Source organism: Pseudomonas sp. TE3895, from assembly GCF_056278855.1.
The window spans coordinates 2916164-2929765 of the sequence record NZ_JBWBQE010000001.1; the positions used below are offsets into that span (position 1 = coordinate 2916164).

The 13602-nt window shown below is 63.3% G+C and carries 10 protein-coding genes and 1 pseudogene; 4 read left to right on the forward strand and 7 right to left on the reverse strand.

Annotation, left to right across the window (positions count from 1 at the left end; all coding sequences use genetic code 11):
* Nucleotides 1-229: 229 nt before the first annotated feature.
* Together ACZ889_RS12995 and ACZ889_RS13000 are read left to right on the forward strand one after the other, a co-directional pair.
* Nucleotides 230-1720 carry an NCS1 family nucleobase:cation symporter-1 gene (locus ACZ889_RS12995; RefSeq protein ID WP_020190489.1) on the forward strand — a complete coding sequence of 497 codons (1491 nt, stop codon included), beginning with the start codon at nucleotides 230-232 and terminating at the stop codon, nucleotides 1718-1720.
* A 49-nt stretch (nucleotides 1721-1769) separates the two neighbouring features.
* A complete protein-coding gene (locus ACZ889_RS13000; RefSeq protein WP_180688516.1) occupies nucleotides 1770-3053 on the forward strand; it encodes a Zn-dependent hydrolase in 1284 nt (427 codons plus the stop codon).
* Here ACZ889_RS13000 and ACZ889_RS13005 read toward each other — a convergent pair.
* From ACZ889_RS13005 to nhaB, 3 genes are all read right to left on the reverse strand, one after another.
* Nucleotides 3050-4009 (reverse strand): ribonuclease Z, encoded by a 960-nt coding sequence (locus ACZ889_RS13005; protein ID WP_476257432.1) that lies wholly within the window; start codon nucleotides 4007-4009, stop codon nucleotides 3050-3052. The two genes, ACZ889_RS13000 and ACZ889_RS13005, sit on opposite strands and share 4 nt — an antisense overlap.
* A gap of 87 nt (nucleotides 4010-4096) precedes the next feature.
* Nucleotides 4097-4642, reverse strand: coding sequence for a lipocalin family protein (locus ACZ889_RS13010; protein WP_003251256.1), 546 nt, complete (start codon nucleotides 4640-4642; stop codon nucleotides 4097-4099).
* A gap of 146 nt (nucleotides 4643-4788) precedes the next feature.
* Nucleotides 4789-6291, reverse strand: a complete 1503-nt coding sequence (gene nhaB / locus ACZ889_RS13015; RefSeq protein ID WP_476257433.1) for a sodium/proton antiporter NhaB — start codon at nucleotides 6289-6291, stop codon at nucleotides 4789-4791.
* Nucleotides 6292-6441: 150 nt separating this feature from the next.
* On the opposite strand from nhaB, the gene ACZ889_RS13020 reads away from it, so the two are divergent.
* Both ACZ889_RS13020 and nudC read left to right on the forward strand, forming a co-directional pair.
* Nucleotides 6442-7254 carry a crotonase/enoyl-CoA hydratase family protein gene (locus ACZ889_RS13020; protein WP_476257434.1) on the forward strand — a complete coding sequence of 271 codons (813 nt, stop codon included), beginning with the start codon at nucleotides 6442-6444 and terminating at the stop codon, nucleotides 7252-7254.
* Between the two features lie 36 nt (nucleotides 7255-7290).
* Nucleotides 7291-8121: an NAD(+) diphosphatase gene (gene nudC / locus ACZ889_RS13025; protein ID WP_409262629.1), complete on the forward strand. Its 831-nt coding sequence runs from the start codon at nucleotides 7291-7293 to the stop codon at nucleotides 8119-8121.
* A 68-nt stretch (nucleotides 8122-8189) separates the two neighbouring features.
* On the opposite strand, the gene ACZ889_RS13030 is transcribed toward nudC, so the two are convergent.
* From ACZ889_RS13030 to ACZ889_RS13045, 4 genes and pseudogenes are all read right to left on the reverse strand, one after another.
* Complete coding sequence (locus tag ACZ889_RS13030) at nucleotides 8190-8969, reverse strand: TSUP family transporter (protein WP_003251244.1); 780 nt, start codon at nucleotides 8967-8969, stop codon at nucleotides 8190-8192.
* Nucleotides 8970-9137: 168 nt separating this feature from the next.
* Nucleotides 9138-9968, reverse strand: a complete 831-nt coding sequence (locus ACZ889_RS13035; RefSeq protein ID WP_476257435.1) for an alpha/beta fold hydrolase — start codon at nucleotides 9966-9968, stop codon at nucleotides 9138-9140.
* Between the two features lie 144 nt (nucleotides 9969-10112).
* Nucleotides 10113-11403: pseudogene (locus ACZ889_RS13040) on the reverse strand (NAD(P)/FAD-dependent oxidoreductase).
* A 146-nt stretch (nucleotides 11404-11549) separates the two neighbouring features.
* A complete protein-coding gene (locus ACZ889_RS13045; protein ID WP_476257436.1) occupies nucleotides 11550-13514 on the reverse strand; it encodes a DNA topoisomerase III in 1965 nt (654 codons plus the stop codon).
* Nucleotides 13515-13602: the final 88 nt, after the last annotated feature.

Consider the following 13602-nt stretch of genomic DNA (forward strand, 5'->3'; position numbering starts at 1 on the left):
GACTCTGGATTCAGCAAGAAAATTTTCCCATTAAATTTGTGGTTTTTAAGTTGTTGATACCAAAAGGAAAAAATTAAAACGCGAATGGGCGACGGGGTTTTCAGGGTATTTGACTAACTTGACAAGATGAAAATCTGGTCGAGATTTCTAAGCACAATTCCGCGTGCGAACTCCGGTCATCGAATCAGCCTGATGAGCGAAAAATAGAAGAAAAACTGGAGAAGGGCCTATGCAACAGAGCAGATCGGAAGTGGTCGAGCAAGATGGCCTGTTCGAGCTGTCCGAGGGCAGCGATGTCCTCGACAGCCCGCGCTACAACCCCGACATAGCACCGACCAAGGTGCACCAGCGCACCTGGAACAAATGGCACATCACCGCCCTGTGGGTGGGCATGTCCATCTGCGTACCCACCTACACCCTCGGCGGTGTCCTCACCGCCTACTTCGGCCTCAGTGTTGGCGAAGCGCTGCTGGCGATCCTGCTGGCCAACGTTATCGTGCTGATACCGCTTACCCTCAATGCCTTTCCCGGTACCAAGTACGGCATCCCGTTTCCGGTGCTGCTGCGTTCGTCGTTCGGCATTCTCGGCTCCAACGTACCGTGCCTGATCCGCGCGGTGGTGGCCTGTGGTTGGTTCGGTATTCAGACCATGTTCGGCGGGCTGGCCATTCACCTGTTCCTGGGTTCGGTGTTCGACGGCTGGAAGGCGCTGGGCGGTACAGGCGAGGTGATTGGCTTCATGATCTTCTGGTGCCTGAACCTGTGGGTGGTGCTGCGCGGCGCCGAGTCGATCAAGTGGCTGGAAACGCTGTCGGCACCGCTGCTGGTGGCGGTGGGCGTCGGTCTGCTGTTCTGGGCCTTGCCGCACATGTCGATGACCGAGCTGTTGGCACAGCCGCCCAAGCGCCCGGAAGGGGCGAGCGTGGTCAGTTACTTCTGCGCCGGGCTTACGGCCATGGTCGGTTTCTGGGCCACACTGTCGCTGAACATTCCCGACTTCAGCCGCTACGCCCGCAGCCAGAAGGATCAGATTCTCGGGCAGATCTTCGGCCTGCCGCTGACCATGTTCCTGTTCGCTGCGCTGGGTGTGGTGCTGACCGCCGCTTCGGCGTCGCTGGTGGGCGAGACGGTGTCCGACCCGGTCAGCCTGATCGGCAAGATTCAAAGCCCCTTCTGGGTGGCCCTGGCCATGGCGCTGATCGTGATCGCCACGCTGTCGACCAACACCGCGGCGAACATCGTATCGCCCACCAATGACTTCCAGAACATTGCCCCACGCCTGATCGGCCGAAGCCGCGCGGTATGGCTGACCGGCTTTATCGGCCTGGCGCTGATGGGGCATGAACTGCTGAAGAAGCTGGGCCTGATTGTTTCCGACCTTAGCCTGGAGAGCGTGTATTCCAACTGGCTGCTGGGCTATTCCAGCTTGTTGGGGCCCATTGCCGGCATCATGGTGGTGGACTACTTCCTGATCCGTCGGCAGAAGCTGGACCTGGCCGGGCTATACCGTGACGACGTGTATCCCGCGTGGAACTGGGCCGGTTTTGCCGCCTTCGCCTTGCCAGTAGGGCTGACGGTAATGGCGATTGGCAACAGCAGTTTCAGCTGGTTCTACGACTACGGCTGGTTCACCGGCTCGCTGCTGGGCGGTGCACTGTACGCCGTGCTTGGCGGTTTGGCGGCACGCAACCCGGTGCGGTTGGCCAAACCCTTGCCTTGAGGCCTCGAAGAGGCCCGTACAAACAATAAGAAGCCTGAAGGAGAAGCCCGTGACCCCCGTCAAAGAGATCCTGAAGACCAACGCCCGTCACGTCGACAGCACCCGCCTGTGGCAGTCGCTGATGGACCTGGCCCGGCTCGGCGCCACTGCCAAGGGCGGTGTCTGCCGCCTGGCCTTGACCGACCTCGACCGCCAGGCCCGCGATCTGTTCGTGCAGTGGAGCGAGGCGGCCGGTTGCTCGGTCAGCATCGACGCCGTCGGCAACATATTCGCCCGCCGCCCGGGCCGTAACCCCAAGCTGCCGCCGGTGATGACCGGCAGCCATATCGACACCCAGCCCACAGGCGGCAAGTTCGATGGCTGCTTCGGGGTGATGGCTGGGCTGGAGGTGATCCGCACCCTCAACGACCTGGGCGTGGAAACCGAAGCGCCGCTCGAAGTGGTGGTGTGGACCAACGAAGAAGGTTCGCGTTTTGCGCCATGCATGATGGGGTCTGGGGTGTTCGCCGGCAAGTTCACCCTGGAAGACACCCTGGCCAAGCGCGATGCCCAGGGTGTCAGCGTTGGCGAAGCGTTGAACACCATTGGCTACGCCGGTCCGCGTGCCGTGTCGGGGCACCCGGTGGGGGCGTATTTCGAAGCGCATATCGAGCAGGGTCCGATCCTTGAGGACCAGGCCAAGACCATCGGCGTGGTCCTCGGCGCCCTGGGCCAGAAGTGGTTCGACCTGACCCTGCGCGGTGTTGAAGCCCATGCCGGCCCTACGCCGATGCACCTGCGCAAGGACGCCCTGGTGGGGGCAGCCGCTGTGGTAGAGGCGGTCAACCGCACGGCGCTTGCCCACCAGCCCCACGCCTGCGGCACGGTGGGTTGCCTTCAGGCGTACCCGGGCTCGCGTAACGTGATCCCGGGCGAAGTGCGCATGACCCTGGACTTCCGCCACCTGGAGGGCGAGCAGCTGAATGCGATGATTGCCGATGTGCGCGGGGTGATCGAGGCGACCTGTTCCAAGCATGGCCTGAGCCATGAGTTGGTGCCCACGGCAGACTTCCCGGCGCTTTACTTCGACAAAGGCTGTGTCGACGCCGTGCGCGAGTCGGCCAAGGCGCTGGGCCTGCCGCACATGGACATCGTCAGTGGCGCGGGGCATGACGCGATCTTCCTGGCCGAGCTGGGGCCGGCGGGGATGATTTTCGTGCCGTGCGAAAACGGCATCAGCCATAACGAGATCGAGAACGCCACGCCCGATGACCTGGCGGCAGGCTGCGCGGTGTTGTTGCGGGCGATGCTGGCAGCGTCGGAGGCAATTGCCAGCGGGCGCCTGGCGGCCTAGGCACTGGTCTCAAGAAGGCCGTTACGGCCAAGGTGATAGCGCTGCAGGTCCCGCGCCAGGGTCAACTGCCCGTTGTAATGGGCGAGGGCCTCGTCGCGCACGTTGTCGATGTGCGGGCTGCGTCGCGGGTCGTTCTGGTAGCGGGCGCTGAAATGCGTCAGTACCAGGTTGCGCACGCCAGCGGCCTCGGCAAAGCGTGCCACCTCAGCGGCGGTGCTATGGCCGAACGTGCCCCCGGTGCGTTCGACCACCGCCTGGGTGAAGGTGGCTTCGTGCACCAGTACATCCGCACCCCTGGCGACGGCTGCCAGCAGCGCTGGTTTGTCGTTGTCCCCGCACACGATCACCCGCTGGGGCGGACGCGAAGGGCGCAGGTAGTCGTTGCCGTTCAGGAGTTGCCCATTGAACGTCACGGTCAACCCCTTGGCCAGCTCGCCCCACAGCGGACCACGCGGTATGCCCTCGGCGTCCAGGCGCTGGATGTCCAGGCGTGGCTCAGGGTTGATTTCAGTGAATACGAAACCCACGCTGGGCACCCGGTGCGACAGTTGCACGGTGGTCACCTGCAGGGTCTCGCTGCGCCATGCGATCAGCTCTTCCACGGGCAACAGGCGTAGCTCGAACGGCAGGAAGGTGTCGCTGGCAACCAGGCCCTGGCGTACCCAATCGTGCAGTACGGCGGGCAGGATCACTTCCAGCGGCTGGGTGCGCCCGCTCATGCCCGCGCTGGCCAGCAGGCCAGGCAGGCCGAAGCAATGGTCTCCATGCACGTGGGTGATGAAGATCGCGCGCAGGTCGCGGATCGAAAGCGGGGTGTGCAGCAGGCGGTGCTGGGTGCCTTCGCCGCAATCGACCAGATACCAGTGGCTGCCACTGGCTTCGATCACGGCAGTGGCGCTGACATTGCGTGCCTTGGTGGGCACCCCGGCGGAGGTGCCGAGGAACAGCAGGTCCATGCTCAGGCTCCTGTTTCAGGCCAGAAGCGGCCAAGGTGATACGGGGCGCACACCTTAGCCGGATTGCCATCCGCCGTCGACGGCCCGCTAGTTATCCTGTCGCCAGATGAGCTTGCTGGTGTCATACCCTTGCTCTCGGGCGATTGTCAGCAGTTGCTCGCGCTGCTGGTCGGTGACCGCTGGCGTGCGCGAAAGCAGCCACAGGTACTCGCGGTTGGGGTGGCCGACCAGTGCCACGCGGTAGTCCTTGTCGTGGTACAGCACCCAGTACTCGCCCTTGGTCAGGCCCGGTGCCAGGCGGCTGAACCAGTTGTCGAAGCGCACCCACAGCTTGTCGGTACTGCCCGGTTGCTGAGCCTCGGCGATGCCCTTGGCTTCATTCCACTGGCCGTCCTTTTCCTGGCAGCGGTTGGTTACATCGATACGGCCGTCCTCGCGCAAGCCATAGCGCGCTTCGGACTTCACGCAGTTACGCTGGAAGAACATCGGCAGTCGCGCCAGTTCATACCAAGTGCCCTGGTAGCGTTGCAAGTCGACCTGCTGGGTGCGCGGCGGTGCCGGGTGATCGTTGCCGGCGCAGCCGAGCAGGGCCAGGGTCATGCAGGAAAGCAGCAGTGTAGTGCGCAGCGCCATGGGTGACCTCCTTGGAGCGGATGGGGCGTACCTGTGTTTCGACGCCTGTGCGGGGAAAAAGTTGTAGACGATATTGCCTGCGGCGAAACCCGTGCAGGAGCGGTTTTACCCGCGAAAGGGCCCGCACAGGTCCGCACAGGCCTGCCTCACAGCCAGTACGTCACCGCCCACCATCCCAACCCGCCCATCACCACGGTATAGGGCAGCGCCATCCACACCATCCGCCCATACGACAGCCGGATCAGCGGCGCAATGGCCGAGGTCAGCAGGAACAGGAACGCCGCCTGCCCGTTCGGCGTCGCCACGCTTGGCAGGTTGGTGCCGGTGTTGATCGCCACCGCCAGTGTTTCGAAATGCTCGCGGCTCATGCTGCCGTTGAGAAATGCCTGCTTCACTTCGGTGATGTAGATGGTGGCAACGAACACATTGTCGCTGATCGCCGACAGCAAACCGTTGGCCAGATACAGCATGCCCGGTTGCTGTTCGGCCGGCAGCGTCAGCACCCAGCTGATCAATGGGCTGAACAATTGTTGCTGATGAATCACCGCGACCACGGCAAAGAACACCACCAACAGCGAGGTGAATGGCATGGCGTCCTGGAAGGCACGGCCCAGGCGGTGCTCGTCGGTGATGCCGGTGAAGGCCGTGATCAGTACGATCACCATCAGGCCGATCAGGCCGACCTCGGCCACATGCAGCCCCAGGCAGATGATCAGGATCAGGGCAGCAAGCCCTTGTACCCACAGCGCGATGCGCTGGGCCTGGGTACGTGCGGCATCGTCCTCGGCGGCATAGGCAGCCAGTACCTGGCGCACTGTCTCAGGCATCAGCGTGCCGTAGCCGAACAGGCGCAGCTTCTCCAGCAACACGCAGGTCAGCAGGCCGGCACCCAGCACCGGTATCGACACGGGCGCCACCTTGAGGAAGAAGTCAGCGAAGTGCCAGCCCATCTCGTGGCCGATCAGCAGGTTCTGCGGCTCGCCCACCAGCGTGCACACGCCACCCAGGGCGGTACCCACTGCGCCGTGCATCAGCAAGCTGCGCAGGAACGCGCGGAACTGGTTCAGGTCGTCACGGTGTAACTGCGTCACTTGCTGGTCGCTGTCCAGTGCGCTGTCTTCACGCGGGTTGGCGCCGGACGCCACGCGATGGTAGACCGCATAAAAGCCGACCGCGGCGCTGATGATCACGGCCGTCACCGTCAGCGCATCGAGAAACGCCGAAAGGAATGCCGACAGTACGCAGAACAGTAGCGACAGCATGGCTTTCGAGCGCACACCCAGCAGAATGCGCGAGAACAGGAACAGCAGCAGTTCCTTCATGAAATGGATACCGGCGACCATGAACATCAGCAGCAGGATTACCGGGAAGTTGTGCTGCAGTTCTTCGTACAGTGCCTGCGGCGTGGTCATCTGCAACAGCAGGGCTTCGATCAGCAACAATCCGCCGGGCATCAGCGGGTAGCACTTCAGCGCCATGCCCAGGGTGAAGATGAACTCGATTACCAGCGCCCACCCGGCTGCAGCCGGGCCAATGGTTGCCAGCAGAAGCGGATTGAGCACCAGGAACAGGCAGATGACCGCTTTGTACCAAAGCGGCGACTGGCCCAGGAAACCGTGAGCGAGGGCGCCGGTCAGGGAACGCGACATGAATATGTATCCTTATGATTCAGCGATGGCGCACGGTGCCGGATCATTGCGCCTTAGGCAAGGCATACAGTCCCGTTTTTGGCACAAGTACGGTCATCGGCATGAGTTAACATCCGGGCTATGAACTTTTCGCCCGCAGGAGTGCCGCCCGTGACCGAGTACAGTGCATTAAAGGTCGAACTGACCGACAGCGTCGCCCATGTTCAGATCAATCGCCCAGAGAAGGTCAACGCAATGAATGCGGCCTTCTGGGAGGAAATCGTCGACATCTTCCAGTGGATCGATGACACCGATGCCGTGCGCGCGGTGGTGATCAGTGGCGCTGGCAAGCATTTTTCCGCCGGTATCGACCTGATGATGCTGGCCTCGCTGGCCGGGCAGATGGGCAAGGACGTGGGCCGCAATGCACGCTTCCTGCGCAAGACCATCCAGCGGCTGCAGGCCTCGTTCACCGCTGTAGACACGTGCCGCAAACCGGTACTGGCGGCCTTGCAGGGCTACTGCATCGGCGGCGCCATCGACCTCATCTCGGCGTGCGACATGCGCTACTGCAGCAGTGACGCGCAGTTCTCGATCAAGGAAATCGACATGGGCATGGCTGCCGATGTTGGCACATTGCAACGTTTGCCACGCATCATTGGCGACGGCATCATGCGTGAGCTGGCGTTTACCGGGCGCAATGTCGAGGCCGACGAGGCGCTGCGCATCGGCCTGGTCAACCGAGTCTATGATGATCAGGCCGCACTGATGGACGGCGTCTTTGCCATCGCCCACGAGATTGCCGCAAAATCGCCGATCGCTGTGGCCGGCACCAAGGAAATGCTCAGCTACATGCGTGACCATCGCATCGACGATGGCCTGGACTACATTGCCACCTGGAACGCCGCAATGCTGCAGTCCGAAGACCTGCGCGTGGCTGTGGCCGCGCACATGAGCAAACAGAAACCGACGTTCGCCGACTGATCGGGCCGGGGGACGCGCAGTAAAGGAACCCCCGACATGTCAGCACGCTGGACTACTGCAGTACTCGACCCACAGATGACCGGGGGGCTGGCCGTGGCCCGCAGCCCTGAAGGGTTTCTGGTGGACGCCAACGGCGCGCTGTTCCCCCGCGACTGGCTCAAGCGCCAGGACCTCGACGTGCTGTGCGAGCACGGCATCGGCCACTTTGACGGCCAGCCGGTGTTCCTGCTGGAACTGCGCAGCGCCACAGATGTGCCTGGCTGCAGCTGGCGCGGCCTGCGTGCGTTCATGCTCGAAGGCGACTTCGACACCTACAAGGTGCTGGGCTATGCGGCACAAATCGGCACCTGGGCCCGCGAGCATCGCTTCTGCGGCAGTTGCGGCCAGGCGATGACGCAAATTCGCTGGGAGCGGGCGATGTATTGCCAGCCCTGCGACCTGCGCAGCTATCCGCGCATTTCACCCAGCATGATCGTGCTGGTGACCCGCGGTGATGAAATCCTGCTGGCGCGTTCGCCACGCTTCGTTACCGGGGTGTACAGCACCTTGGCAGGTTTTGCCGAGCCGGGTGAATCGGCCGAAGACTGCCTGGTGCGCGAAGTGCGCGAAGAAGTGGCGGTGGAGGTGAAGAACATCCAGTACATAGGCAGCCAGTGCTGGCCGTTCCCGCATTCGATGATGCTCGGTTTTCATGCTGAGTACGCCGGTGGCGAGATTGTCATGCAACCGGACGAGATCGAGGACGCCAAGTGGTTCAGCGTCCACGACCTGCCGCCGCTGCCGGCCGGGCGGTCCATCGCCCGGTACCTGATCGATCTGTATGTTGCGCGGCGGCTGGGCTGTGATATCCCTGCTTTCCCGTCCTAGCTGCAGTGAACAATGTGCTCCGACTAGGCGCAGGGCGCAGGCAATGGTCATTCCATTGCCAAAGCCCCTCAGGCCTGCCCGAACCAGTGTTGCCACGCTAAGCGCACGGTCAACGCCAGCACCACGGTGATGAACACTGGGCGGATGAACTTGCTGCCGCCGCTGATCGCCGTGCGTGCGCCGAAAAAGGCGCCGACCATGACCGACAGGCCCATGCACAGGCCGACGATGTAGTCCACCTGCCCGGAAATGATGAACACCGTCAGCGCCGCGATGTTGCTGACGAAGTTCATGCTGCGCGCCACGCCGCTGGCGCGTACCAGGTCGATGGGGTACAGCAGCAGGGTACTGACCGTCCAGAACGCACCGGTACCCGGGCCAGCTACGCCGTCGTAGAAGCCCAGGGTGAAGCCTTGCGGCACTTGCCACTTTTTCTTGATCGGTGCATCGGCATCCAGCGGCGCCTTGGGCGTGCCGCCGAACAACAGGTAGATGCCACAGGCGAAGACGATCACTGGCAGCATCTTGTTCAGCCATTCGGCTGGCATGTAATGGGCGATGACGGCGCCGAGCAACGCCCCGGTCAGGGTGGCGAACAACGCCGGGCGCCACTGCGCCGGATGGAACAGTTTGCGTTTGTAGTAAGTGAAACCTGCAGTGGCCGAGCCGAAGGTGGAACTGAGCTTGTTGGTGCCCAGTACCAGGTGCGGTGGCATGCCGGCGGTGAGCAGGGCCGGGGTGGTGAGCAGGCCCCCGCCACCGGCGATGGCATCGATGAAACCGGCGACGAAAGCGACCAGCGCCAGGATGAGTAGGGTTAGGGGTTCTACGGTGAGTTCGAAGGGCATGGGTTTTTGGCAGGCGGGGAGGCAAGGAGGCGGCAAAGTGCTGCACTAGAAGGGACACATGGTAATCCTGGGGAAGGTGTGTTGCCAGTGCCGGCCCTTTCGCGGGCAAGCCCGCGTAATCCCGTAGGAGCGGGTTTACCCGCGAAAGGGCCGGTACTGGCGAAAACATCAACTACGGATAAACGCCAGCAAATCCGCATTGATCACATCGGCATGGGTGGTGGGCATGCCATGCGGGTAGCCTTTGTAGGTTTTCAGCGTGCCATTGGGCAGCAGCCTGGCCGACAGTACCCCGGAATTTTCGTATGGCACGATCTGGTCATCGTCGCCGTGCATCACCAGCACCGGCTGCTGGATGCCCTTCAGGTCCTCGGTGAAATCGGTCTGGGAAAACGCCACGATGCCATCGTAATGGGCCTTTGCACTGCCGATCATGCCTTGGCGCCACCAGTTGCCGATGATGCCTTCGCTGGCTTCGACCCCTGGGCGGTTGTAGCCGTAGAACGGCCCTGCAGGTACATCCCGGTAGAACTGCGCCCGGTTGCTGGCAACCTGGGCCTGGAAACCGTCGAATACCGACTTGGGCAGGCCACCGGGGTTGCCGGGGGTTTGCACCATCAAAGGGGGTACGGCCGCGATCAGCACGGCCTTGGCCACCTTGTCTTCAGGGTGCCGTGCCATGTAGCGCACCACTTCGCCGCCGCCGGTCGAGTGGCCGACATGCACGGCGCTCTGGGTGCCCAGGTGGGCGACCACGGCGGCTACGTCGTCGGCATAGTGGTCCATGTCGTGGCCGTCCCATACCTGGCTGGAGCGGCCATGGCCCCGCCGGTCGTGGGCGACCACGCGGTAGCCTTCAGCGAGGAAGAACAGCATCTGCGCGTCCCAGTCATCGGCACTGAGCGGCCAGCCGTGGTGGAAGTGGATCACCGGTGCATCGCGCGGGCCCCAGTCCTTGTAGAAAATCTGTACGCCGTCCTTCGTGGTTACATAGCTCATGGTCGTGTCTCCTGGGTGCAGGAAGCGAAGGGAGCTATTGAGAATAGGAGGAATTTTGGCGGGTATCGGGATGTTGTGTTGCCTGTGCGGGCCTCTTCGCGGGTTCACCCGCGAAGAGGCCCGCACACGCAAGAGTCATGCCCTTCAGACGCGGTCGCGCATGCGGTACCAGGCCTTTGCCGCCGCTTCCAATGGCGCAGCCAGCAGGTCGCCACCGGGAAAGCGGCCGTTGTCGATGCCTTGGTACAGCGCCAACAGGTCTTCATCGCCGAGAATGGCATCGCTGACCGCACGCGCCGCCGCCAGGGTCGGCAATACGCCATGGCCGGAGAAACCCTGCAGCCAGTAGCGCTGGCCCTCGCGGCCGACGTCCGGGGTTGCGCTTGATGCTGCAATCGATGTGGCCACCCCATGCATAGTCGATGGCCACCCCGGCCAGTTGCGGGAATACCCGCTCCAGGTACGGGCGGGTGGCGCTGGCGACGTCCTTGGGAATGCCGCCCAGGTAAGTGCAGCCACCGCCGAACAGCAGGCGGTGGTCTGGGGTGAGGCGGAAGTAGTCGGGTACGAACTGGTTGTCGATCACGCAACTGTTGCGAGGTAGTAACGAATGGGCCAAGTCGGCATCCAGAGGCGCAGTGGCGACCTGGTAGGAACCGACTGGCAACAGGCGACGCGACAGGCTGCGGTCAAGGCGGTCGATGTAGGCGTTGCAGGCCAGCACCAATACCTGGCAGCGAACTTCGCCACGGTCGGTACGGGCGACATAGCCGTCGCGAGCCTGCTGGTAGCTGAGCACCTGGCTCTGTTCGTAGATTTGCCCGCCGGCAGCCTCGATGGTACTGGCCAGGCCCTGTGCCAGTTTCAGCGGGTTGAGGTGGGCACCTTTGGCGTCGTACAGCGCGGCCTGGTAGCGCGGGCTGTCGATCCATTGCGGCAACTCGTCACGGCCGATCAGGCGCAGGGCGTCGTAACCCCATTTATGCTCGGCATCATGCAGGGCCTCTTCGAGCATTTTTACCCGGCGCGGCAATACCGCAGTCCACAGGCTGCCCTGCCGGTAGTCGATGTCGAAGCCGTGGCGTTGGGGCAGTTCGCGCATCTCGTCGGCGGCCCAGCACATGCTGGCCCATAGCCGTTGGGTGCGTTCAATGCCAAGGGCCTGCTCCAGCGGCGGCATGTCGCACGACCAGCCCAACAGCGCCTGGCCACCGTTACGTCCGGAGGCCGCCCAGGCAACCCGGCTGGCTTCCAGCAGCGTTACGCGTTTGCCGGCCTGGGTCAGGCGCAGGGCAGTGTGCAGGCCGCTGAAACCGGCGCCGATGATCAGCACGTCGGTGTCTTGAGCGCCTTGCAGGGTAGGGCGTAATGGGATGTTGGCGGGGTAGGTCTGGGCGTAGTAACTGGCGACGTGCTGGGCGGATTGTTTGAACATGCAGGATTTTCCGTGAAAATTATTATGTTTATTTTCATGAAAAGTTAGCAGTTAAATTTCACGTTGCCAATGTGTTGGTCGGGGTTTGTGGTTTGCCTGTGGTTAATGTGTTGCCTGGGCTGGCCTCTTCGCGGGTGAACCCGCTCCTACAGGGGGGCTCGCTTTTTCCGCGCCTGACGTGGCTTGCTCGGAGTTGCCTTGTTTCCGGCCGCTTTGCTTTTGCCACCTCCACCGCGACGTTTCTTCTTCCAGGGCGGGGCCGCCCCGGCCGCTGGCCCGCTGATGGTCATGCGCATGCCGCTGCAACGCTCGACCAGCTTGCCCATCCACGCCGACTGCCGGGCAACGAACTCTTCCAGGGTCATCTCGCCATTTTGCACCATGTCCAGCGCCTGCTCCCAGATCGCCGTGGTGCCGGGGTCGGCAATCGCGCGGGGAACGGCGTCGATCAGGCTGAAGGCCGCAGGTGTGGCCGACAGCGCCTTGCCGTTCTTTACCAGGTAACCGCGGTCGAGCAGACCCTGGATAATGCTGGCGCGGGTGGCCTCGGTGCCGATGCCGGTGGTTTCCTTGAGCTTTTGCTTCAGCCGAGGGTCATCCACCAGCTTGGCCACGTTTTTCATCGCTTTGATCAGGTCGCCTTCGGTAAACGGCTTGGGCGGCTGGGTCCACAGGTCTTTCAGTTGCAGGCCGTGTACGTTGCAGTCCTGGCCTTCGCGCAGCGCCGGCAGCACCTGGGCTGGTGCTGCCTCGCGGCCTTTGGCCGGGGTCAGCGCCTCGGGCAAGGCGCGGCGCCAGCCCGGCTCGACGATCTGCTTGCCCACAGCACGCAGCGCATGACCGGCGCAGTCGAAGTCGGCCTGGGTGCGGTCGTACTCATGGTTGGGCAGGAACTGCGCCAGATAGCGGGCGCGGATCAGGGTATACACGGCCTTGTGCTTGGCCGGCAGGCGCGAGGGGTCGCTAGCGGCGGCGGTGGGGATGATGCCATGGTGAGCGCTGACTTTGGCGTCGTTCCACGCCCGCGAGCGGCGTTGCGGCTCCAGGTAGGGCTGCAGCGGTGCCAGGCTGGCATCGGCCCGTTGCAGGGCGGCGAGGATGGCGGGTGCCTCGGCGTGCTGGCTTTGTGGCAAATAGCCGCAATCGCTGCGCGGGTAGGTGATCAGCTTGTGTGTTTCGTACAGTGCCTGGGCAATGTCGAGGGTTTCCTGGGCGCCGAGGCCGAACTTTTTCGAGCACAGCTCCTGCAGGGTGCCAAGGTCGAAGGGCAGCGGTGCTGCTTCGCGCACACGCTCGGTCGCTACCTTTACCGCTCGGGCAGTGCCGGCATGGCCGATGTCGGTGGCGGCCCGCTGTGCCAGGTCTTGCTTCAGGCAGCGGCCTTGGTCATCGCAGGCGTCTTCGGGGGCGCGCCATTGGGCATTGAAGTGTTGGCCGGCGTGTTCCAGCTGTACGTCGATGGCCCAGAACGGCACCGGCACGAAGTTGGCGATGCTGCGGTCGCGGTCGACCACCAGGCGCAAGGTGGGCGTTTGCACGCGGCCTACCGGCAGCACACCCTGGTAGCCGGATTGGCGGCCCAGCAAGGTGAACAGCCGGCTCATGTTCATGCCGATCAGCCAGTCGGCGCGCGAGCGGCCCAGCGCCGAGTGGTACAGGTTGAACGTCTCGTGGCCTGGCAGCAGGCGTGCCAGGGCCTTGCGGATGGAGGCGTCGTCCAGTGCCGACAGCCACAGGCGCTGCACCGGGCCTCGGTAGCGGCAGTGCTCGACCAGCTCGCGGGCAATCATTTCGCCTTCGCGGTCGGCGTCGGTGGCAATCACCAGCTCCCGCGCTTCACCGAGCAGGCGCTTGACCGCCTTGAACTGGCTGGCGGTCTTGGGCTTTACCAGCATCTTCCACTTGTCTGGAATGATCGGCAGGTCGGCCAGGTTCCAGCGCTTGTAACGTTCGTCGTAGCTGTCGGGCGGGGCGGTTTCCAGCAGGTGGCCAATGCACCAGGTGACGCAGATGTCGGTGCCTTGCCAGCAGCCGTCGCCTTTGCGGTTGGCGCCGAGCACTTTGGCAATGTCTTTTGCCTGGGAGGGTTTTTCACAGAGGAACAGGCGCATGGCCGGGACGCTTCATCGGGGTGGTGGGCCATAGGATGCGCAAGCGGGGGCGCAGAGGCAAGTTTTATCTGGATGGATGTACAGGTTT